The following is a 20,667-nucleotide window of genomic DNA, read 5'->3' as shown; positions in this document are numbered from 1 at the left end:
GCGCGACCCGCGTCGGGGTTCGGCTGAGTATGGATTTCGGAGTGCAGGCGCTCAATACCGGTGGAACCGTGGGAGCGCGGGAGACACAGCGGCTCGCCAGAGTGGTGGAGTCGCTGGGGTATCGGTCCTGGTGGGCCTCGGATCATGTGGTGCTGCCCTCGCCCCGCTCGGGTGGATCACCGGTCGAGGCGACCGAGCCGATCATCGATCCACTGGTGCATCTGGCGTTCGTGGCCGCCGCGACCACCCGCCTCGAACTCGGGAGCGGGGTGGTGATCCTGCCGCAGCGCAATCCGCTGGTTCTCGCCAAACAGGCGGCGAGCCTGTCGGTTCTGAGCGAGGGGCGGTTCCGCCTCGGTGTCGGCGCGGGATATCTGGAGCCGGAGCTGACGGCGATCGGCGTGCCGACCGCCGATCGCGGCGCCCGCACCGACGAATACCTCGATGCGATGAATTCACTGTGGTACGAACAGAATCCGTCGTTCGCGGGCAGGTACGTGGAGTTCGCCGGAGTCGATGCGTATCCGCGCCCGGTCGGATTGCAGGTGTACATCGGCGGGCACAGTCGGGGCGCGGTTCGCCGGGCCGTGACGTGGGCACACGGCTGGTTCGCGATCGGCACCGTGGCCGAGACCGCCGCCAACCTCACCCGCCTCGCCGAGATCGCCGAGACCGTGGACCGCCCCGAACATCTCGGCAAACTCGCGATCACGGTCGCCGCCGCCGAACCCCTGACCCCCTCGGTGGTGCGACAGTACGAGGACCTCGGCGTCGAACAGCTCGTCATCCATCCCGCCGCTCTGCCCGGAACCCTCGACGAGGTACTCGAGCGCCACGCGGAACTCATCGGATGACCCGGATGGCCCTGCCGGGCAGGGCGTTTCGGCGATGAAGATGTGGTCGCGGCTACTGCAGGCCGAACGGATGGCCGCGACCACGAAGGATGCCGAGGCTCATGCGGAGCGGGATTCAGCTGGGGTGGCGAGGGTTTCGTCGATGAAGCGGCGGATCTCGCTGACGGCGGCCGCGGCTTCGGGGGCGATCGCGGCGGCGGCCTGGAAGACGTGGACCTGGTTCGCCCAGATCTGCAGGCGGCAGGGCACGCCGTGCTCGAGCAGGCGATCGGCCATCAGAACGGCGTCCGGGTAGAGGAATTCCGAGGAGCTGGCCTGGATCAGGGTAGGCGGCAGGCCGGTCAGGTCCACGTGGGCGGGGGACTCCGGTGCGATTCCGGCCGCGGCGGCGCGAGCCATGCGCTCGAAGGACGGCATGGCGGTGGCGCGGAAGATATCGCAGGTAGCCGCCGTCGGCGCGGCGAGTTTGGCAGTGAAGTCCCAGTCGGTCAGCGGCGCCATGGATACGATGGCCGCGGGCATCGGCAGGCCTTGGCGGCGTATCTCCACGGCGGTCATCAGGACCAGGTAGCCCCCGGCCGAGTCGCCCATGAGCGTGATGCGGTCGGGGCTGTAGCCCCACGCGAGCGCCTGGCGGTAACCGTCGACGCAGTCCGAAACCGCCAGGGACACAGCGTGTCCGGGGAGCTTGCGGTAGTTGACGGCGAACACCCGGCTGCGCAGGTCCGTCGCGAAGCGTCCGGTCATCTGCCGGTGCAGGTGCAGACCACCCACGACGAATCCCCCGCCGTGCAGATAGAGCACGAAGCGCTCGGGATCGAAAGCGCGCGGAATCGTCAGTTGCCCGGTGCATTCGGGCAGCGCCACGGATTCGCGAACCAAGCCCCGGGGGCTCGACAGCGGCCGCCCGAGCCAGTCGACGGCCCGGTAGGGCCACCGCACATCCGGATACCTGGCCCACAGCGAGATGATGGGCCGTATCAGCGTGCGGATCATCGCCGACACCAGCCGGGATCCGAGACTTCCGCCTGGGAAATCGGTTCGGTGGGTGAAATTCTGGGCGGTCATAGGTGCTGCCTTCCCCGGTCGGTGCGGTGTCCAGGCGGACCCGAACGCGGTCCGCGCACGACGGGAATGGCTGCGCCTCTTCGGCTCCATTGCCGTCCGACCTCACGCTGTCGATGTGCTCGGAGACAAGTATCGGAGTCGGTGCGGCCGGGTGTCACTGCATGTTGTGGAGAATGCTCGCGTCGGGGTTTGTCTCCGACGACGAACCGGTCGGAGCCGGGCCGGGCTCGGTGAGCCGTGCTGGATCGTGCTCGGCGAGCCGTGCTGGATCGGGCTCCGCGACCCGTGCCGGATCGGGCTCGGCGAGCCGTGTTGGATCGGGCTCGGCGAGCCGGTGCACGGTCAGCGCCGCCGCGAGCATGCGCGAATCGTAGGGATCGGAGGGGTCGAATCCGGTGAGCTCGGCGACCCGGCGCAGCCGATAGCTGAAGCTGTTGGGGTGCAGATGCATCGCCGCCGCCGCGCTCTTGCGATCCGAGCCGAATCGGATGTGGGTTTCCAGCGCCTCGAGCAGATGCGGATGGTCGATGAGCGGGACGATCCGGGAAGCGAGCCGGTCCCGCGCGGGACTGGGCCTGGTGAGCTGATATTCGAGCATCAGATCGTCGAGCCCGTAGGTTCCGGTGGGCCGCCCCAGTTTTCGCGCGAGAATGCCGAATTCCTTGATCTGCGCTCCGGATTCGGCGAGCTCCGCACGCGGCACCGTGCCGAACTCGATGACCACCACCTCCAGGCCGAAACGGCTCGCGAGTTCCTCGGCGAGCTTCTCGTAGCGAAGCTCACCGGAGGTCGGCGGAAGCAGGGCGATGCCCGCGGTTCCGTCGAAGGTGTGCAGCGCCGAGGTTCCGCCGGCCAGCTCGTCCAGCACCTGCTGAGCCTGCACCATGCGTCGGCGAGCAATGGCGTGGTCGGCCATGGGAAGTGAGCGATCGGCGGGCATCACCTGAATCGCGATCATGTCGTACGCGGCGGTGATGGCGGTGTCCGCGCGTGCGGCGAGGTCCTCGGAGTGAGCGCCCCGCAGCAGCGCGGCGCACAATTCGCGGCGTGCCTCGCGTTCACTGCCATAGATCGAACGTTCGACTTCGCTGTGTGTTTCGGCCATCGTGATGGTCGTATGCATCATCACGTCGAGCATGATGTTCGACATCGCGATCAGATCAGGCAGGTCTGCGTGTTCGGCCTGTTCGGTCATCTCGCTCCACAGTCGGCGCACGCCGCCGAAGAAGGCGATCATCAGCAATCGCAGCGGTATCCGCTCCTCGGCGCGCCGCTGAACGACCGGTGCCACGAGTTCGGCGAACTGCTGCTCATCGAGATCCTGTCCGTCCTCGATCGCGTTCAGCACGCTCACCACGCCGCTGATGATCCGGGACGCGACATCGTCGGTGAAATGACCGGGCGGGAAGAACTCCGCACCCGGCACCGTGGCGAGTGCCGCGTCGAAGAGCTCATCGCCGAGCTTCGATATCCGTGGCAGCAGCCGGGTGATGATCGGCGAGTCCAGAGTGAGTTGATGGGGCGTGGCGGGCATCGCCGAATTGTCACCAGTAACAGGTCCGGCCGCAACCCTGTGCCCGCGCGGTCGAAGGAGTCCTCGCTGTCGCGGCTGCTTATCCCGCGCCAAGTGGACGGTTGTTCAACTTCCGGATCGGCATTTCCGGACGCGATTTGTCTCTCGTGACAAATGATGACGCTTCATGTTCTCGCTTCCGTGCAGTGACACCGAACTCGCCCACCTCCTAGATTCGGTCACTGGCCGTCCGATATGGCCGGAGTCACAGTCGTTCAGGGGGAGGTACGAATGTCGATGAAAACCCTCCCGGGCGAATCCGGGAGTGCCGTGCGCCCGTCGCTGCCTCGGGTGCTCGGCGAGAATTTCTCCACCACGGTGGTTTCCGCGGTGCGGACCTTCGGTCGTGCGGTCGGGCTCGCCGGTGAGGCCGTCGGCGGCGCCGTCACCGACATCGCCCGCGGGTCCTTCCAGGGGCGTGAAACCATCTCGCAGGCTTGGCGATTGACCGCTGTCACCGCGATTCCCGCTGTGCTGATGGCGGTTCCGTTCGGTGTCATCGTCTCGGTGCAGGTGGGCAATCTGATTCACACTCTCGGTGCGGATTCGCTACTGGGAGCCACCGGTGGACTGGGCGTGATCAAACAGGGTGCGCCGATGGCGACCGGCTTCCTGCTCGGGGGTGCGGGCGCGGCGGCCATCGCGGCGGACCTGGGCGCGCGCACGATCCGCGAGGAGATCGACGCGCTGCACACCATGGGCATCAGCCCGATTCACCGCCTGGTGATTCCGCGCCTGGTCGCCATGGTGCTGATCGCCCCGCTGCTCAATATCCTCATCATCTTCGTCGGCGTGCTGGCGGGCTATGCCGTCGCGATCAGCGGCCAGAACGTCACGCCCGGCAGTTACTGGGCCACTTTCGGTTCGTTCACCACGGTCGCGGACGTGTGGGTGTCGCTGCTGAAGTCGATCATCTTCGGATTCCTGGTGGTGGTCATCGCCTGCCAGCGCGGGCTCGAGGCGCGGGGCGGACCACGCGGGGTGGCCGACGCGGTCAATGCCGCGGTGGTGCTCTCGGTGGTGTCCATCGTCCTGACGAATCTGGTGATCACGCAGATCACCGCGATGTTCCTGCCGACGAGGCTGGCGTGACGGTTTCCTCGTACGTTCCGGGCGGGCTGCGCTGGCTGGCCGCGCGCACTCGCGGCAAAGCCGTCAATCCGATCGAAAACCTGGGTTTCGCACTGGGTTTCGCCGCCCAGGCGCTGGGTTCGATACCGCTGACCCTGACCCGGTACCGGGCCGAGACCATGCGCTCGATCACCAATATGACCTGGGGCAACGGATCGGTCATCGTCGGCGGCGGCACCGTGCCGATGATGATCGTGCTGGGCTTGGCGATGGGCGCGTCGGTCGGCGTCGAATCGTTCTCCACGTTGAGCATGCTGGGCATGGGCCCGGTGACCGGCGTGGTCTCGGCCTTCGCCACCACCCGCGAGCTCGCCCCGATCGCCGCGGCCATCGGATTCGCCGCGCAGGCCGGTTGCCGGATGACCGCCGAGATCGGTTCCATGCGCATCTCCGAGGAGATCGACGCCATCGAATCACTGGGCTTGCGTTCGGTTCCGTTCGTCGTGACCACCCGGGTGATCGCGGGCGCGATATCGATCGTGCCGACCTTCCTGATCGGGCTGATCCTGTCGTACCTGGCCTGCCGCGGCCTGATCACGCTGGTGCACGGTGAGTCCGCGGGGGTCTACGACCACTACTTCTTCCAGTTCGTCGCCGGGTTCGACGTGGTCGCCGCGGTGATCAAGGTGTCCATCTTCGCGACCGTGGTGATCCTGGTGCACAGCTACTACGGCTTCTTCGCCAGTGGCGGTCCCGAGGGCGTCGGCATCGCCTCGGGAAAGGCGGTGCGCGCCAGCTTCGTCGCCATCATCGGCATCGACATGGTCCTGTCCATCGCGTTGTGGGGATTCAACGCCGCGATCAGTTTCACGGGGTAGGGGATGCCGAATTACGCAATGGCCGGGGTGGGCCTGGATCGGCGGCGGGCACTGCTCATCGGTGCCGCCGCACTGGTGGTCATCATGGTGGCGATCGTTGCATGGCGGGTCCGGGTAGCCACGACTTCCGATGGGGGACTGGCGATTCGGCTCCACACCGCCCAGGTCGGCGACGGCATCGTGGTGGGCACCCAGGTGCGCGCCGACGGTGTGCGGGTCGGTGAGGTGACCGCCATCGAGCCTGACAGCGTCGGCACCCAGTCGATCTCGGTGCGCGTGGACGGCGCGAAACTCGACGGACTCGACGACAGCCTGCGGGTGGACTACGCGACCTCGAATCTGTTCGGTATCAGCGAGATCGAGCTGCGATCCGGTCCGGGCGGTGCTCCGCTGCGCGACGGCTCGGTGGTCGAGCTGACCGGCGCGCGGGCCGCGGACGCCTACGACGCCACCATGGGCAGCCTGCTGCGCAGTCTCGGTCAGGTCGGTGGTCAGGTCTTGACCCCGGAGCTGTCGAATGTGCTGGCCCAGCTCGCCGGTGACGTGCGCGCCTTTACACCACTGCTGCAGGCATTGGTGGTCACCGCGCGCACCTTCGCCGATACGCAACGAATCCCGTTGTCGCAGCAGCTCGGTGCGTACGGGACCGCGCTCTCGGGTCTGAGCGGGTTCGCCGCGGCCACGATCGCGGTCATCGACCAGACCTACAAGATCGATGCGCTGCGCGATGACAGGCCGCGATTCGACGCCACCATCGAGATGGTGGTGCAGCAGTTGTTCCCCGGTCTGCAACGCACCATGTACCACGCCGATGCCGCGTTCTCCGGCTACGCAGCGCTTCTCGTGCCGATTCTGAGCGCCGCGGCCAAGACGGTGCCGACGCCCGAGCAGTCCGGCGATGAATTGCGAGAGCTGCTCGATCGGCTCCGCGCCGCCATGCCCGACACCCCCGAGGGCCCAGTACTGAACCTCGACGTGGACCTGCGCGGCGTACCCGGCGTGGCCGTTCCGCTGCTGGGTGCGGGGGTGCCGCGATGACGTCGGTTCGCGGCTCCGCGCTGCGCCTGATCCTTTTCGCCGTCGCGATGATCGGGGTGCTCGCCCTGGTGATCACCGCCATTCAGCGCCCGGTCTCGGGCGACACCGACGAGTACCGAGCGCTGTTCACCGATGCCGGCGGGCTGCGCACCGGTGACGACGTGCGGGTGTTCGGAGTGCAGGTGGGCAAGGTGGAAAGCATTGCGCTGCAGGGACAACAAGCGCTCGTCGGCTTCTCGTTGCGCCGGTCCGCGTCGATCTACGACAACAGCCGGCTCGCGATCCGCTATCAGAACCTCACCGGCCAGCGCTACGTCGATCTGCAGCAGCAGGCCACACCGGGTGGTAAGACGCCGCCCGGCGCGATGATCGGCGTGGACCGCACCGTCCCGTCATTCGACGTGACAGCCCTGTTCAACGGGTTGAAGCCGGTGTTGTCCACGCTGTCTCCGGAGGCGCTGAATCAGTTCGGCGCCAGCCTGTTAGCGGTCATCGAGGGTGACGGCAACGGGATCGGCCCGGCGCTCGAATCGATCGGCAAGCTGGGTTCGTACGTGGCGGACCGGCAGCGGCTGATCACCACACTGATCCGCAATCTGTCGGAGATCTCGGACAAGATCGGCGGACGATCCCGGAACCTGGTGGCCCTGTTGTCGAAACTGAGCGATGTGTTCACCTCGCTGCAGATCAAGGTGGACGGGCTGATCGACTTCGCCCTCACCGCGCCGCCGGTCCTGGATCCCATCGACGATCTGCTCGCCACTCTCGGCCTGAGCGAGAACGTCAATCCCGATCTGGAAGACGTTGTGCACCGGCTGTTCCCGAATCCTCAGGATCTCGTCGATCAGCTCGGCACGCTGCCCGGTCTACTGGCCGGCCTCGCTGCCACGCTGCCGCAACCCGGTTCGAATCTCGATCTGCGCTGTAGCCACGGTTCGGCGGAGTTGCCCGCCCCGTTCGCGGTGCTGGTGGCCGGGCAGAAGGTGTCGATATGCAAACCCTGATCTCGAGGCGGCTCTCGCGTGGATCACGCCCGCGCCGGGACGCGGCCGCGGAGCGGCGACGTGAAATCCGCCTGGGCGCACTGGGAGTCGCGCTCGTGGTGAGCATGCTGGTCGCGGTGGCGGTGCTGTACGCCGTGCCGTTCGGCAAGCGGACCTACACCGCGTGGCTGCCGGAGGCGCAGTCCGTGCGGACCGGTGACGATGTGCGATTGGCCGGAATCTCGGTCGGCACGGTGCGCTCACTGGAACTGACCGCCGATCACGTGATCATGACCTTCACCGTCGACGATTCGGTCTTCGTGGGCCGGGAGACCTCGCTGGACGTTCGAATGCTCACCATCGTCGGCGGTCACTACGTGGCGTTGTTCCCGGCGGGGACCGCGGCATTGGGCGGCGGTCACATTCCCGCCGATCGAGTTCGCCTGCCCTACAGCCTGTCCGACGCCTTCCAGGACGCGGTCACCCCGGTGCGTGGAATCGACGGGAACGGGTGGCGCGAAAATCTCACCGCCATCGCCGATTCGCTCACCGCCGGTCCGACCGGTATTCGCGACATGCTCGACGGCGTTCAGCATTTCGTCGATGTGCTGGATCAGCAGCGCGCCGAGGTCTCGCGGGCGATCGGCATCGCCGACGAGTACATCGGCACGATCGATGATGCCCGAGCGGTCCTGGGCACGCTGGTCACCAAGATCAACCTGCTGGAAACGGTGCTGGGCGACAAGCGCACCGAGGTGCGCACCGCCGTGGACACCCTGGATCGGGTGATCGCCAGGATCGCCGCGCTCCAGCCGTCCTGGCAGTCGACGCTGCGTCCGATGGCCGAGAAACTCGTCGCCACCGCACCGGAATTGGAGGCGCTCGGCACTCGCCTGCAGCCGCTGATCGATGCGGTCCACCAGTTGGGAGAGCGTATGCGGGGAATGCTGCCGACCCCGGGGGACGCACCCGCGGACACCGCACTGAGCTTCTGCGTGCCCGTAGCGGGGAAGTCCTGCTGATGCTGCGAAAACTGCTGGGCTCCAGAGGGTTCATGTCCGCGGCGGCCGCCGTGCTCATCGGTGTGGTCGCGGTCGCGGTGTACCTGGTGGGTCTGCGCCCGCCGGTGAGGACCGAGTCCTACTGCGCACTGCTGCCCGACAGCATCGGGTTGTACGTCGGCAACCACGTCACGATGCGTGGCATGCCGGTCGGGGAGGTGAAAACCATTCGGCCCCAAGGTCGCACGGTCCGAGTGGAGTTCACCGTCGACTCGCGCTTCCCGGTCGCCGAGGACGCCTCCGCCACCACGGTCTCGGACACCATCGTGGCGGACCGTCAGCTGGCGGTGCTCGGCATCGGGAACCGGGACCGGCATCGCGATCCGGGGCAGTGCATCACCAAGACGCTCACGCCCAAGAGCATGACGCAGACCCTCGACGCGCTCGCGCAACTGTCGGCACAGATCCTCGGCCCCGAATCCGGTGGTCAGGATGCCCTGCGGCAGGGATTGACCGCCCTGAACACGGCTACCGCGGGCACCGGACCGCAGCTCAACGAGATCATCGTGAAGCTCGGCTCCGCAATGGATTCCCCCGATGCCGCCATCGGTCATCTGGCGGGGCTGCTGGATTCGCTCTCGGCCGTGGCCGGCAGCGTCGCCGCGCACTGGGGGGACATCAAGGACATGATGATCCGCCTGGCCGACGTGCTGGATCAGGTCAACAATCAGCTCTTCAGCCGTGCGGTCGAGATCATCGACGGATTCCAGCGGGTGCTGCCCATGCTCAACGACATCACGAGCATGTTCGGCGATCCCATCCTGAAGCTGCTCGATGCGACCGTGCCCCTGGTGCGGTTGATCCACACCAATACCGACACGTTGCGCGACATCGTCACCAAGGTGCCGCTGTTGGCCGCTACCGGAGCAGCGGCGCTGAACCCGGCCGGTGGAATCAGCGTCGCACTGCCGAATGTCGGCGTGCCACAGGAGATATCGCAGCAGCTGTGCGCTGTCGCCGCCTGCGACGGTGGCTCCGTGCAGGTGCCGCTGGCCGGTCTCGTACTCGGGTCGACGGGGGCACGATGAGTATCCGAAGAGGTGGGATGGCTTCGAAGGCGTTCGCGGTACTGGCATCGACGGTCGTGATCGCCTGTGGTGGTTGCGCTTTCGATCCGTCGTCGATTCCGGTGCCGGGGACCGGAACGTCGGGGCCCAGCTTCACGGTCCACATCCAGTTCGCGAACGCGCTCAATCTGCCCGCCCGCGCCAAAGTGATGGCGGACGGCGCCCGGATCGGCACCGTCACCGGGATGTCGGTCGTCGACCCGGTCGGTCCGAGCGCGGGATACGTGGTGGTGGACGCCGAGATCGAGCAGTCGGTCCGATTGCCCGCGACCACTACCGCGGAGCTGCGGCAGAACACGGTCCTGGGCGACATCCACCTGGAACTGACCGCGCCGGCGGTCCGATCCGCCACCGCTCTCGGTGCGGGAGCGACGATTCCGCTGGCACAGACGAGACCGGCCACCCAGATCGAGGACACCCTCGCCGGGATCGCGACCTTCACCCAGGGCGGCGCCATCACGAACTTTCAGGACATCGTGAACCGGCTCAACAAGGTGCTTCCGTCCGATCCTCGCGAGACCGCGAGGATCGCCCAGTCCATCGGCGCGAACGCCCAGGATCTCGCGGCGAATCTGGATCAGGCCGATCTGTTCCTGAACGGTCTCACCGACACCAGCGGTGCCGTCGACGCGGCGGGGGACACCCTCGCCGAACTGCTCACCGATCCGGCGGTGGCCCAGGTGTCCGCGGCGGTGGAGTCGATCGTCGGGGTGGTCGGCGTGCTGGGTGCGCTGGGCGGCGTTGCGCATTCGCTGGTGTGGCTCGCGCCCCTGGCGCAGGCGGGCGATGCCACCGCACGGGCCTTCGTCCCGCTGGCCTTCACCGCGCATCCGCTGGACGTGAGCGCGCCGTCGAATCTGAACGCGCTGGTCGCCCTGATCCGCGACCGGATCATTCCGTTCGTCGAACGCGGGCCGAAGGTGAACGTGGTGGGAGCGACGGTGACCCCCGATGCCGCGGCGGAGGTCTCCACCGGAGATCAGATCGACGGGATCGTCCGGACCCTGCGCATGATCGGAGCGGTGCGGTGAAGCTGAATTCGCTTTTCTCCCTTGCGGGTATCGCCGCCATCTCGGTGCTGGGCATCGCCTATCTGACCTTCGGCGTGGTGCGGGTCGAACCGTTCCGCGACGATCTGACCGCCACCCTGATCCTGCCGAATTCCGCGGGGCTGGAGGTGGGTTCGCGCGTGCTGCTCACCGGGGTGCAGGTGGGTCAGGTCAGCGAGATCAACCGTGGTCGGGCCCGGGTGGAGGTGCGGTTCACCGTGCGGGATCCGTACCGGGTGCCGATCGACAGCGAGGTCACTGTCGAGAGCCTGTCGGCGCTGGGCGAGCCCTATATCGAATTCGCCCCCACTACCGACGACGATGGTCCGTACCTGCGGCGCGGCCAGGTCCTCGAGGGTAGCAAAGTCCGTGCGCCACTGTCGATTCCGCAGGTGGCGCGGCTGGTCACCCAGGGCATGAACCAGCTCGATCCCGGAACCATGCGTGGACTGGTGGACACCGCGGGGACCGCGCTGCGCGGCACCGACGCGGTGATCCCCGGCCTGGCGCGCGGCACCGATCTACTGGCGGCGGCGCTACTGAGCCGCTCGCCGGAATTCGGCAGGCTGCTCACCGATCTGCAGACGATCGCGCCCGATATGGATTGGGCAGCACCGTCTTTCGATCGGGCCACGCCCACGTTCGTCGAGTTCGGACAGCGCGTGGACCAGATCGCGCAGTCGGTGGAGCGATTGGTCCGCACCGGTGACACTCCCGCCATGTACCAGCAGGGCAATGGGCTGGTGCCGTTCCTGGACCGGTTGACCGAACGTCTCGACGCACTCGGGCCGGAGCTGGCGCCCCTGCTCCCGGCGCTGCGACCGCTCGCCGCCTCGGCAGCCGAGTCGATTCCGCCGGTGGATCTGAGCGCACTGATCAGCGCCGCCTTGCGCTCCACCGATCCGGCCGGTGCGCTGCACCTGCGCGTGAATCTCAAATAGACAGCAACAGAGGGAGTTTCCCATGACGATCGTCGAACCCGCACCGCCGAAGGCCGATGCCGCACCGACCGAGACCGAGACCGCGGGCGCGCCCCGGCGCACGGTCGCGATCCGGCTCTCGACGCTTCTGCTCGCGCTCGGCGTGATCGTCGGAGTCGTCTCGGTCGGAACCTCCACGCTCGCCTGGCTCTCGACCCGAGATGATCTGCACGCCTTGCAATCACAGGCAGTGGACGACGCGCACGCCGAACAGGTGGCCACCGACTACGCCGTCGGCGCCGCCACTGTGAACTACCAGGACATGAATGCCTGGATGAGCAAGCTGAAGTCGAACACCTCGCCCGAACTCGCCACGAAGTTCGACGCCACGGTCGCCAAGTTGCAGGAGATCCTGACCGTCCTGAAATGGACCTCCACCGCGACTCCGATCGCGGCGAAGGTGGAATCGCGATCGGGCGGGGTCTACAAGGCGGACGTGTTCGTGGACGTGAAATCCGCGAGCTCGCAGTCCGCGGACGGCGCCCGGACCACGGTCACCTACACGGTGACCATCGACAGCGGCAGAGACTGGAAGGTCGTCGACGTCGGCGGTATGGACGGCGCCCTGCCACTGAAGTGACGCCGTCCGAGAGATCTATTCGACGACGGCCTTGATCCGCTCGAGCGTCTCCCGCATGCCCTTGACATTGGTCTTGCCGCGCGATCGCCCGGCCAGCAGCCAGTAGATCCGCACCGGAAGGGTGTCGGTGTGCAGCTGGAACGACTCGGTCACGTCGGTGCCGCCCTCGACCGGCTCGAAGCGGTACCGCCAGGTGTTGATGCCCATTCCGCCGGGGCCAAGCACGGTGAAGGCGAATTCGCGTCCCGGCTCGCTCGCGATGATCCGGCACACGGTCGAGTACTTCAGGCCCCAGCCGTTGCGATCGACATGACCGCGGAACTTGACTCCGACGGCGGGCGCCGTTGCGCCACCGAGCCATTCGGCGGCGAAGGTCTCCGGGCTGAACTTCCCGGTATTGGTGATATCGCTGACGAGCCCCCAGATCTGCTCGGCGGGCGCGGCCATTCGAACTGTCACACTGTCCTGCATGTTCGTACGCTAACAAACTTGTGTGCGATGTATCGGTCCGCGCATACCGGGCGCGTGCGAATCAGGCCCGAACCTTCCCTTGTGAATCTCCGGCGGTCTTGCTACCTTCTACGTATCTACTAAGTAGATACGTAGAAGGCTCGTGTGTGCATCCGCCGCCGCACGGGGGCGCCGTGGGACCGGCGCCGTTCGGTGGAGGTGTGCGTACCCTCATCACGCGCTCCTCCACCGGCCCTGCGTCACACCTTGATTCTTCTGCGGGAGGCGGGGTACCCGAACAGCATGACGAGCCAGCCTGAACCGCCGACCACCCCGCACGCTCCGGGAACGCCACCTGCCGGGGGATCGGCCGCGCCACCTGTGCGGCAGTCCCCGCCCGGCGCGGTGACGCCGCCGCCCGGCCTCACGCCGCCGAAGACCCTGTCACCTCCCGAGACCGCGCCTCCCACGGCAGCGCCTCCTGAATCGCCGCCTCCGAAAACCGCGCCGCACCGTCGCACCGGCATCAAGAGCACCCGAACCGGCCGTGTCTGGCTGGCTCTCGCCTCGGGTGCGCTGGTGCTGATCGTGCTGCTGATCTTCATCCTGCAGAACACCCAGAAGGTCGTGATCTCGTTCCTGGCATGGGATTTCGAGTGGCCGCTCGGGGTGGCGCTGCTGTTCGCGGTGATCGCGGGCACTCTGCTCATGGCGCTGGCGGGTGGCGCGCGCATCTGGCAGTTGCGCCGCGCCGCGAATTCGAAATAGCCCCGGCTAGGCCAACGCGCTGCCGCGCTGCCAGTCCGGCCATGGGATCGTCCAGTCGCCGCCCACCCAGATATCCAGCGGTTCGCCCCCGGTATTGCGGACCTCGACCACATCACCGGGGGAAGCGAAGTCGTAGAACCAGCCCGCGTCGTCGGGGCTGAGGTTGAGGCAGCCGTGTGAGACGTTGGTATTGCCCTGCGCCCATACCGTCGAGGCGAGTTCGTGCAGGTAGATGCCGTCGTGGCTGATCCGGACGGCATGGTTGATCAGCTCGCGGTAGCCGAGGCCGGAATTGACCGGCAGACCATAGCTGGAGGAGTCCATGCGCACGGGATTCTTCTTGTCCAGCACGGTGTAGACGCCGGGGCGGGTCCAGAACGAGAGCGTCTTGCCGCCGACAGTCGAGGACCCACCCATGCCCATCGAGGTGGGCATGGTCCGAATCAGGACGCCGTTCTCGAAGACCTCGACGTGCTTGGTGTTGTCGTCGGCGATGGCGACGTGTGCGGGACCGATCAGCACCGAGGCCCGTCTGTCCGCGCTGCCGTACCGGCCCTCGCCGAGATGGACCCCGAACAGGTTGGCTTCCACGGTGATTCGGGCTCCGGTGGGGTGATAGTGCTCGGGCCGCCAGTGCGCGTTGCGGTCGTCGATCCAGTACCAGGCGCCCTGGACCGGCGGCTGCACCGTGACCTGTAGGGCGCGTTCGGCCGCGGCTCGGTCCACGACGTCGTCGAAGTGCGCGACCAATACCAGGCCCACGCCGTAGGTTTCGTTGTCGATCAGATCGTCGAGGCTGTTCCATCGGAACGTGACATCGGTCAGCTCGTCGGGTGCGGGCGTGCTGAAGGTGGTGGCGGCCGTGATGTCGCCGGTGCCGCCCTCGGCGATCGCCGTCACCGTGTAGGTGTGGCCGTATCCGAAGGGTTCCGTGCTGGTCCAGGCCGTGCGGTCGGCGTTGGTCAGGCCCGGCAGCGCGCGGCCCGTCTCGTCGGTCCACCGCACTGATTTCAGCGTTCCGTCGGTGACCGCGACCGTCCCGAGCTGGCGCGCGCTCACCTCGACGAGGTTCGGCGCGGGGGTGATGGCCAGGACGGCGGCGCGCGGGATCTCGGCGGGTGTGGGTGGGCGCGCGGCGCTTCCGGCCACGAGCAGGCCACTCGCACCGAGGATCCCGGTCAGTACTTGACGACGCCGCAATCCCATCGCGCGCTCCCTTCGCTTCGGACTCGCTGTCGTCCGGTGGCCTCAGCATGCCGCCGTGCTTCGTCGCGATCGCGATACCGGACAGCGACGCCGCCGATCCGTCGCGGAACCGACACCGTTCGTCCACCGAGCCGAGACTGTGAGGCCAGATTTACGGACAATTCGGACAGGGTTGCTCGTCTCGAACAGGGCTGATCGTCCGGTATGGACACCGGGCGCTCACGATTCGAGTAGTGCTGTTCGCGGTGATCGGGATGCAGTGGTGGAGTGGCTCAGTCGTCTGTGTGCTGTCGCCCCTTCGCGGCCTCGGCGAACAACTCGCCCAGTAGCGCGGCCGCATTGTCCGAGGGCTCGAACCGGAAGCCGTGTTCGGCGGCATGCCCCGAGAACAGATGCCAGACCGAACCGCTCAGCATGGCGACGATGGTCTCCTCGTCCGACCGGGTGGCCGCCGGCGTATCGATGTAGTGCGTGACGACGCCCTCGACCATTCCTGCCAGTCCGTACGCCAGCGGATGGAACGGTTCGACGTCGATGCCCAGCACCGCCGTCCACGACGAGAGTCGTTGCCAGAGCAGTTCGGCGATATGGTGCCGGGCGATCGACAGACTGGTCTCACCGGCGGCGTGCCCGTGCACCGGCCCGGCTTGGCCGAAGCGGTACAGCGTGGGATGCGCTGCCGCCCAGCGCACCACGGCCCGCATCACGTCCGCGATGATGGCCTCGATCGTGCCGGTGGGGTCGAGTACGAGCAACGATTCGAACTCCGCCAGGTACCGCCCGAGGATGAACTCGCGCACGTGCGCGTCCAGATCCTCGCGATTGTCGAACTGGCGGTAGACCACCGAGCGCGCCAGTCCGGCGCGCTGGGCGATTTGCTGGATCGAGATCTCCGCACCCGGCCGGTGTTCCTCGATCAGATCCGCGGCGGCGGACATGATCAAGTTCTGGCGCGCGGAATTATGCTCCTGCCAGCGACTTCCGCTCGACCGCCGACGATGGGCGCGCCTGTCGATGGGGTGGTTCACGGCGTCGAACTATACGGCGCGGCCGGATTCGGCGGCGGTACCGCGATCGTGGGCGGGGCCGGAATCGTGGGCGGGACCGGAATCGGCAGGGGCATCGCCGGGCCCGGTCACCGGTGCGAAGTGGACGCGCATGGGCAGCGGGCCGTCGGGGCCGCCGGTGAAGGAGATCTGCCGCCGCACCCGCTTGTCGGAGACCGCGTCCAAGGTCAGCTGCTGTGCGAAGGTGGCGACCACCAGCGTGGCCTCCATGCTGGCGAAACCCGAAGCGACGCACATGCGTTTGCCCGCGCCGAACGGGATCGCGGCGCGTTTCTGCGTGCGCTCGAGGACCTCCGGCAGGAAGCGGGCCGGATCGAATTCCTCGGGACGATCCCACACCCGGGGATGGTGGTGCAGCCCGTGCAGGACGATCGCGACGGTGGTGCCGGGCTTGATCGGATAGCCGCCGAGCACATCGTGATCCTTTGCGGTCCTTGCCAATCCGATCACCGGTGGCAGCAGTCGCATGGTCTCGGAGACCACCGCCTGGGTCCACGGCAGATTCTCGATGTCGGCGGCGGTCGCCGCGCGTGAGCCCAGTACCGTTCGCACCTCCTCACGCAGTCGCTCGCGGGCGGCGGGGTGTTCCGAGAGCAGCTGCCAGACCCACGTCAATGCCGTTGCGGTGGTTTCCATTCCGGCGCCGATGAAGGTCATCAGCTCGTCGTGGATCTCCTGATCGCTGTAGCGGTAACCGGTTTCGGGATCCGACGCGTCCATCAGCAGGGCGAGCAGATTGTCCCTGCGGTCGATGCGCCCGCCGCGATGATCGGCGATCAGCCCGTCCACCACGTGTTCGGCATGGCGCAGATCGCGCATGGCGCGCGGCTCGACCATCCAGCCCGCCGCGCGCATGATGCGGATCGGCAGCCGGGAGTTGGCCGGTTCGCCGTCGCGACCCGAACGCCGGTGCAGCCGGACCGCTGTGTTGTACACGGGGCGACTGGCATTGGTCATGAAACCGCGCCCGAAGAACTTCAGCAGGCGGCCGAGCACGACTTCGGACATCGGCCCGGTGATATCGGTGCCGAACATGGTTCGCGAGGTGATATCCAGTGTGAGGCGGTTCATTTCGGCATTGATGTCGATCGCGCCGCCGGACTCGGACAGGGTGCGGATCCTGGTGACGGCATCGCGTGCCGCCGCCACCATGACGGGTGCGAAGCCGTCGACATTGCGCTTGCCGAAGATCGGTTGTACGAGCCGCCGATTGCGTTGCCACTGCTGCTCGTCCCGATCTGTCACCAGCCCGCGCCCGAAGGCGACCGCGAGCATGTCGTACTCGGGACTCTTGGTGTAGTTGTTCTGGTTGGTGACGAGCACCTGTCGCGCCAGTTCGGGACTGCGCACCACGACGAACTTCGCGAACGGCACCCGCGCTACCAGGACGTCGTCCTGGCCGGGCAGGTTCGACACGTAGTCCAGCACGGTGTGGTCGCGCACGCGCGGAAGGATTCCCACCGCCAAGCGAATCGATTCGCGCCAGGTCACCTTCGTTCGGTGCCATCGCACGAAGGTCGGCGCCCAGCGCGGGGGATGCAAACGCGAAGGGTGCGCCGGTGCGGGTTGCGTGGAGGAATCGACAGCGTCTGCCATGGTCCTGGTCCTTGCCTGCACGACTTTCATGGGACGTGATGTCTCATACACGTTAATGGGACACGATGACTCGGTCAACAGTCCGTTCGCTCGGTTGGATCGGTCGTGTGACGTGGGTCCGGTCCGGGTTTACCGGGACACCCCGGGGTTACGCTGCGATCGACCGAAGCGGCAGTGACCGGTGGAAGGTGGCGCAGCATGTGGGATCCGCAGCAGTACCTGGCGTTCGATGATCATCGGGCTCGCCCGTTCTTCGATCTGGTGAACCGGGTGCGGGCCGAGAAACCGCGGCGGGTGGTGGATCTGGGCTGCGGGCCGGGAAATCTGACCGTGACGCTGGGTGAGCGCTGGCCCGAGGCCGAGCTCGAGGCATCCGATTCCTCGCCGGAGATGGTGGCGGCGGCGCGCTCCCGGGGCATCGCCGCCTCGCTGGGGGATGTGCGGACCTGGCGGCCGAGCGCGGACACCGATGTCGTGGTGTCCAACGCCGTGCTGCAGTGGGTGCCCGGCCATCAGGAACTGCTGCTGCGGTGGGCGCAGGAGCTGCCCGCCGGGGCCTGGCTGGCCTTTCAGGTGCCCGGGAATTTCGATGCGCCCTCGCACATTTCGATCCGCACTCTCGCGGCCACCGAGCAATGGCGCGAAAAGCTGGGTCCGGCAGGGCTTCTGGAGCCGCGCGCGGTGCTCGATCCGGAGGGCTACGCCCGGGTGCTGACCGCCGCCGGCGCGACGGTGGACGCCTGGGAGAGCACCTATCTGCAGCGACTCGAGGGCCCGGATCCGGTCCTGGAATGGGTCAGCGGTACCGCCCTCACGCCCGTGCGCGATGCCCTGGACGAGGCCGAATGGCAGGAGTTCCGGGCGCAATTGGCCCCGCTGCTGCGCGAGGCCTACCCGGCCCAGACCGACGGCACCACCTGGCTGCCGTTCCGCCGCGTGTTCGTTGTCGCTCGGACCGCATCGTCACCGGAGTCGCCCACTTCGTCACCAGAGTGATTCGGGTGCTCTCGCCGTGATCGAATCGCGACCTCATCGTCGCAGGTCCACAGCATTTCCACAGGAGATTCGGGAGCATCCCACGGGTTCTGATCGTTGAATAGGGGAGTGCTGCTCGACAGCACTCGTCGCGCTAGTCCGAGGAGGTCGGGCCAATGCACACCGCAGCCATCGAGATCGGATCCGCCGTGCCCATCGTGCCGAGCGGGGACGCGCCACGGCTCGGTGCCGTCGCGGGATCCGCGGTGAGCCGGGTGGGCAGCCGCACGCTCAACGCGGACGCGGTCGCGACCCTCACCGATGAGCGGCTGGGGCGCAGCGTATTCGTGGTCGCGGACGGGGTGGGCGATCATCTCGGCGCGGCTCGGGCGGCGCGGATCGTGGCCCGGACGGCGGCTCGGGTCGCGGTGGCCGAGGGCGCGTATGCCGGAATCCTCGCCGCGCAAAGGGAACTGCTGCGTCAACTGCCGGACTCCTCGGCCGACAGCGTGCTGGTCGTGGCGGTGCTCCCGGCGAGCGGGCAGCCGGACGGTCCCTGCGACATCGCCTGGGTGGGCGACTGCCGCGCGTACCGATGGAACGGGCGCGTACTGCACCAGATCACCACCGATCACACTGTCGCGGAGTACTTCCGGGCTCGTGGTCAGGAGCCGATGCCGGGGATGGGGCATCTGGTGACCACCTCCGCGCGCACCACCCGACCCGGTGAGATCGGGCAGGCCTCGACCGGTTCCAGCGCGGGCAGGCTGCTGCTGTGCACCGACGGCGTCGGCAAGCGGCTCGACCTGGGCGAGGTGAAAGCGATTCTCGCCGCCGGGATTACGGCGAGCGACGCCGCGACCGCGCTGGTGGACGCCGCCCTCGACGGTGGCGGCAGGGACAATACGACGGCCTTGGTGGTGGATGCCGCACCCGGCCCCGCAGCACCCGCGCCCCGCCTCTAGGGCGTGCGCGGGAGAGGGAAGTGGCCCGGAACTGTTGGGGTTCCGGGCCGCTTCGCTGTCCGGGTCTCCCTACTCCTGCGTGGCGACGACCCGTCCGGAATCGATTGCGGCGAGCAGCTTTTCGTGGTCCGCGATGGTTTGATCGGCGTACGCGAGAGCGAATTCGCCGATGGCCCGGTCGAAAAGGTCGCTGCCGCCGAGGTAGGCGGAGATGGCGCCGCGATCACCGGAGCGGGCGTGGCCCCGGGCGAGGGTGTGGCCGCACAGGGTGGCGTAGGTGGTCAGTTCGGTGGGGTTCATGGCGTCGACGGTGGCCGAGCCCTTCATGTCTCGCAATTGCCGAAAGTAGTAGAACAGACCCTCGGGACCGGTGGCCCAGCCCAGGAAGATGTCCCCGGCGGCCTGGGTGAGACGCTGACCGTGCACCACGCGGTGGCCCTGATGACGGAAATCGCTGGCGCGCAGGTGTGTCGCGAGCACCGACTCCTCCGCCTGTTTCACCTGCAGGAACAGCGGATCGCCGGTGGTTCGGCCGCTGAGCAGCACGATGAAGCAGCGCGTTCCCACGCTGCCGACGCCCACGACCTTCATCGCGGTGTCGCGCACCTCGTACCGGTCCAGCAGCACCCGCCGTTCTTCGGGCAGGGTGTCGCGGTAGTCCGCGAGCACCGAATCCAGTGCCGTCTGTTCGATATCGGTGACCGGCACCACCAGCGGCGGGTCGTGCTTGATGCACGGCAGACCATCGGCTCCGGGCTCGGTGAGCTTGTCCAGAGCCTGTAGGCTGGTGCGGTTCATGGCCTTGCTGATGGCCTTCTCGGTGCGCTTGCGCTCGGCCGGTCCCAGCAGTTCGGAGACTTTCGCCGCGTCCACCATCTCGTACCAGACGTCGGTCTCACCCAGTGCCGCAAGCCGATTCATCGTCTCCCGGTAGGCCCCGGCGGCGGCCACCGCCGCCGCACCGGCCTCGGTGTCGCTGAATCCGTTGCCGCGCGCGGCGACCGCGACACTGGCCGCCAGCCGCTTGACATCCCATTCGAACGGGCCGGGCAGGGTTTCGTCGAAGTCGTTGAGGTCGAACACGAGTGACCGCTCCGGCGAGGCGAACAGCCCGAAGTTGGACAGATGCGCGTCCCCGCACAGCTGCACGGTGAGCCCGGTGTTCGGCACGGCGGCGAGATCGCCTGCCATGATCGCGGGCGCTCCCCGGTAGAACGGGAACCGCCCCGCCGCCATCCGCGCGTACCGAATGCCCACCAGCTGCGGCACCCGCGTGCTCGCCTGCTGCTCGAGCACGGTGATCGGATCGACCCGATCCGCGGCGGGCTCCCATTTCCCGTGACTGGACCGGGTAGCCAGTTTTCGCGCGGCCTTCCCGGCCTCGGCCGAGGCCCGCGCGCTGTCCACTCCGGCTCTGACACCCGATGTCGGCATCTGT

20 protein-coding genes are annotated in these 20,667 nt (G+C 67.5%); 13 read left to right on the top strand and 7 right to left on the bottom strand.

What is annotated here, in order from left to right; all coding sequences use genetic code 11:
* Positions 1–29 precede the first annotated feature (29 nt).
* Positions 30–854, top strand: a complete 825-nt coding sequence (locus tag NJ1_RS04405; RefSeq protein ID WP_067687691.1) for a TIGR03619 family F420-dependent LLM class oxidoreductase — start codon at positions 30–32, stop codon at positions 852–854.
* Positions 855–953: 99 nt separating this feature from the next.
* Here NJ1_RS04405 and NJ1_RS04400 read toward each other — a convergent pair whose 3' ends face one another.
* Entirely contained in the window at positions 954–1,922 is a 969-nt protein-coding gene (locus NJ1_RS04400; protein ID WP_067687690.1) for an alpha/beta hydrolase, read from the bottom strand.
* A 154-nt stretch (positions 1,923–2,076) separates the two neighbouring features.
* Entirely contained in the window at positions 2,077–3,456 is a 1,380-nt protein-coding gene (locus NJ1_RS04395; RefSeq protein WP_067687689.1) for a PucR family transcriptional regulator, read from the bottom strand.
* Between the two features lie 270 nt (positions 3,457–3,726).
* Between NJ1_RS04395 and NJ1_RS04390 the strand changes: the two genes are divergently transcribed.
* From NJ1_RS04390 to NJ1_RS04350, 9 genes are read left to right on the top strand one after another with little or no spacing between them, the layout of a single operon-like run.
* Positions 3,727–4,587, top strand: a complete 861-nt coding sequence (locus tag NJ1_RS04390; RefSeq protein ID WP_067687915.1) for an MlaE family ABC transporter permease — start codon at positions 3,727–3,729, stop codon at positions 4,585–4,587.
* Positions 4,584–5,444, top strand: a complete 861-nt coding sequence (locus tag NJ1_RS04385) for an ABC transporter permease (RefSeq protein WP_067687686.1) — start codon at positions 4,584–4,586, stop codon at positions 5,442–5,444. The genes NJ1_RS04390 and NJ1_RS04385 overlap by 4 nt, the downstream gene beginning before the upstream one ends.
* A gap of 3 nt (positions 5,445–5,447) precedes the next feature.
* Positions 5,448–6,482 carry an MlaD family protein gene (locus NJ1_RS04380; RefSeq protein ID WP_067687685.1) on the top strand — a complete coding sequence of 345 codons (1,035 nt, stop codon included), beginning with the start codon at positions 5,448–5,450 and terminating at the stop codon, positions 6,480–6,482.
* On the top strand, positions 6,479–7,486 hold the full coding sequence (locus NJ1_RS04375; RefSeq protein WP_067687683.1) for an MCE family protein: 1,008 nt from the start codon (positions 6,479–6,481) through the stop codon (positions 7,484–7,486). Before NJ1_RS04380 ends, NJ1_RS04375 begins: the two co-directional genes overlap by 4 nt.
* Positions 7,474–8,487 (top strand): MlaD family protein, encoded by a 1,014-nt coding sequence (locus NJ1_RS04370; RefSeq protein WP_067687681.1) that lies wholly within the window; start codon positions 7,474–7,476, stop codon positions 8,485–8,487. Before NJ1_RS04375 ends, NJ1_RS04370 begins: the two co-directional genes overlap by 13 nt.
* Positions 8,487–9,554 (top strand): MlaD family protein, encoded by a 1,068-nt coding sequence (locus NJ1_RS04365; protein WP_067687679.1) that lies wholly within the window; start codon positions 8,487–8,489, stop codon positions 9,552–9,554. The genes NJ1_RS04370 and NJ1_RS04365 overlap by 1 nt, the downstream gene beginning before the upstream one ends.
* Before the next feature lie 17 nt (positions 9,555–9,571).
* Positions 9,572–10,624 (top strand): MlaD family protein, encoded by a 1,053-nt coding sequence (locus tag NJ1_RS04360; RefSeq protein ID WP_157573745.1) that lies wholly within the window; start codon positions 9,572–9,574, stop codon positions 10,622–10,624.
* On the top strand, positions 10,621–11,583 hold the full coding sequence (locus NJ1_RS04355) for an MlaD family protein (protein WP_067687675.1): 963 nt from the start codon (positions 10,621–10,623) through the stop codon (positions 11,581–11,583). Before NJ1_RS04360 ends, NJ1_RS04355 begins: the two co-directional genes overlap by 4 nt.
* 22 nt (positions 11,584–11,605) lie before the next feature.
* On the top strand, positions 11,606–12,202 hold the full coding sequence (locus NJ1_RS04350; protein ID WP_067687673.1) for a hypothetical protein: 597 nt from the start codon (positions 11,606–11,608) through the stop codon (positions 12,200–12,202).
* Positions 12,203–12,217: 15 nt separating this feature from the next.
* Here NJ1_RS04350 and NJ1_RS04345 read toward each other — a convergent pair whose 3' ends face one another.
* Entirely contained in the window at positions 12,218–12,673 is a 456-nt protein-coding gene (locus tag NJ1_RS04345; protein ID WP_067687671.1) for an SRPBCC family protein, read from the bottom strand.
* Positions 12,674–12,955: 282 nt separating this feature from the next.
* Here NJ1_RS04345 and NJ1_RS04340 point away from each other — a divergent pair, with 282 nt between their 5' ends.
* The gene (locus tag NJ1_RS04340) at positions 12,956–13,420 is read left to right on the top strand and encodes a LapA family protein (protein ID WP_067687669.1); all 465 of its coding nucleotides are present in this window, start codon (positions 12,956–12,958) and stop codon (positions 13,418–13,420) included.
* A 6-nt stretch (positions 13,421–13,426) separates the two neighbouring features.
* Here NJ1_RS04340 and NJ1_RS04335 read toward each other — a convergent pair whose 3' ends face one another.
* The 3 genes from NJ1_RS04335 to NJ1_RS04325 form a co-directional block, all read right to left on the bottom strand.
* Positions 13,427–14,626: a L,D-transpeptidase gene (locus NJ1_RS04335; RefSeq protein ID WP_067687667.1), complete on the bottom strand. Its 1,200-nt coding sequence runs from the start codon at positions 14,624–14,626 to the stop codon at positions 13,427–13,429.
* Between the two features lie 272 nt (positions 14,627–14,898).
* Complete coding sequence (locus NJ1_RS04330; RefSeq protein ID WP_157573744.1) at positions 14,899–15,564, bottom strand: TetR/AcrR family transcriptional regulator; 666 nt, start codon at positions 15,562–15,564, stop codon at positions 14,899–14,901.
* A gap of 99 nt (positions 15,565–15,663) precedes the next feature.
* Entirely contained in the window at positions 15,664–17,289 is a 1,626-nt protein-coding gene (locus tag NJ1_RS04325; protein WP_084477732.1) for a cytochrome P450, read from the bottom strand.
* A 198-nt stretch (positions 17,290–17,487) separates the two neighbouring features.
* Here NJ1_RS04325 and NJ1_RS04320 point away from each other — a divergent pair, with 198 nt between their 5' ends.
* Together NJ1_RS04320 and NJ1_RS04315 are read left to right on the top strand one after the other, a co-directional pair.
* Positions 17,488–18,285 (top strand): trans-aconitate 2-methyltransferase, encoded by a 798-nt coding sequence (locus NJ1_RS04320; RefSeq protein WP_067687662.1) that lies wholly within the window; start codon positions 17,488–17,490, stop codon positions 18,283–18,285.
* Between the two features lie 155 nt (positions 18,286–18,440).
* Entirely contained in the window at positions 18,441–19,229 is a 789-nt protein-coding gene (locus NJ1_RS04315) for a PP2C family protein-serine/threonine phosphatase (protein ID WP_084477731.1), read from the top strand.
* A gap of 69 nt (positions 19,230–19,298) precedes the next feature.
* Here the strand turns inward: NJ1_RS04315 and NJ1_RS04310 are convergent, their stop codons facing one another.
* Positions 19,299–20,663, bottom strand: a complete 1,365-nt coding sequence (locus NJ1_RS04310) for a DUF2252 domain-containing protein (RefSeq protein WP_067687660.1) — start codon at positions 20,661–20,663, stop codon at positions 19,299–19,301.
* Positions 20,664–20,667 lie beyond the last annotated feature (4 nt).

The sequence above is a fragment of the Nocardia jejuensis NBRC 103114 genome, from assembly GCF_001613145.1.
Classification (GTDB): domain Bacteria; phylum Actinomycetota; class Actinomycetes; order Mycobacteriales; family Mycobacteriaceae; genus Nocardia; species Nocardia jejuensis.
Note: the sequence above shows the minus strand (reverse complement) of the source record. Positions and strands in the feature narration are given on the sequence as shown.

Excerpts from the sequence above, each read along its gene's own strand:
- NJ1_RS04405 (WP_067687691.1), top strand. The coding sequence starts at position 30 with ATGGATTTCGGAGTGCAGGCGCTCAATACCGGTGGAACCGTGGGAGCG.
- NJ1_RS04400 (WP_067687690.1), bottom strand. The coding sequence starts at position 1,922 with ATGACCGCCCAGAATTTCACCCACCGAACCGATTTCCCAGGCGGAAGT.
- NJ1_RS04395 (WP_067687689.1), bottom strand. The coding sequence starts at position 3,456 with ATGCCCGCCACGCCCCATCAACTCACTCTGGACTCGCCGATCATCACC.
- NJ1_RS04390 (WP_067687915.1), top strand. The coding sequence starts at position 3,727 with ATGTCGATGAAAACCCTCCCGGGCGAATCCGGGAGTGCCGTGCGCCCG.
- NJ1_RS04380 (WP_067687685.1), top strand. The coding sequence starts at position 5,448 with ATGCCGAATTACGCAATGGCCGGGGTGGGCCTGGATCGGCGGCGGGCA.
- NJ1_RS04375 (WP_067687683.1), top strand. The coding sequence starts at position 6,479 with ATGACGTCGGTTCGCGGCTCCGCGCTGCGCCTGATCCTTTTCGCCGTC.
- NJ1_RS04370 (WP_067687681.1), top strand. The coding sequence starts at position 7,474 with ATGCAAACCCTGATCTCGAGGCGGCTCTCGCGTGGATCACGCCCGCGC.
- NJ1_RS04365 (WP_067687679.1), top strand. The coding sequence starts at position 8,487 with ATGCTGCGAAAACTGCTGGGCTCCAGAGGGTTCATGTCCGCGGCGGCC.
- NJ1_RS04360 (WP_157573745.1), top strand. The coding sequence starts at position 9,572 with ATGGCTTCGAAGGCGTTCGCGGTACTGGCATCGACGGTCGTGATCGCC.
- NJ1_RS04350 (WP_067687673.1), top strand. The coding sequence starts at position 11,606 with ATGACGATCGTCGAACCCGCACCGCCGAAGGCCGATGCCGCACCGACC.
- NJ1_RS04345 (WP_067687671.1), bottom strand. The coding sequence starts at position 12,673 with ATGCAGGACAGTGTGACAGTTCGAATGGCCGCGCCCGCCGAGCAGATC.
- NJ1_RS04340 (WP_067687669.1), top strand. The coding sequence starts at position 12,956 with ATGACGAGCCAGCCTGAACCGCCGACCACCCCGCACGCTCCGGGAACG.
- NJ1_RS04335 (WP_067687667.1), bottom strand. The coding sequence starts at position 14,626 with ATGGGATTGCGGCGTCGTCAAGTACTGACCGGGATCCTCGGTGCGAGT.
- NJ1_RS04330 (WP_157573744.1), bottom strand. The coding sequence starts at position 15,564 with ATGTCCGCCGCCGCGGATCTGATCGAGGAACACCGGCCGGGTGCGGAG.
- NJ1_RS04325 (WP_084477732.1), bottom strand. The coding sequence starts at position 17,289 with ATGGCAGACGCTGTCGATTCCTCCACGCAACCCGCACCGGCGCACCCT.
- NJ1_RS04320 (WP_067687662.1), top strand. The coding sequence starts at position 17,488 with ATGTGGGATCCGCAGCAGTACCTGGCGTTCGATGATCATCGGGCTCGC.
- NJ1_RS04315 (WP_084477731.1), top strand. The coding sequence starts at position 18,441 with ATGCACACCGCAGCCATCGAGATCGGATCCGCCGTGCCCATCGTGCCG.
- NJ1_RS04310 (WP_067687660.1), bottom strand. The coding sequence starts at position 20,663 with ATGCCGACATCGGGTGTCAGAGCCGGAGTGGACAGCGCGCGGGCCTCG.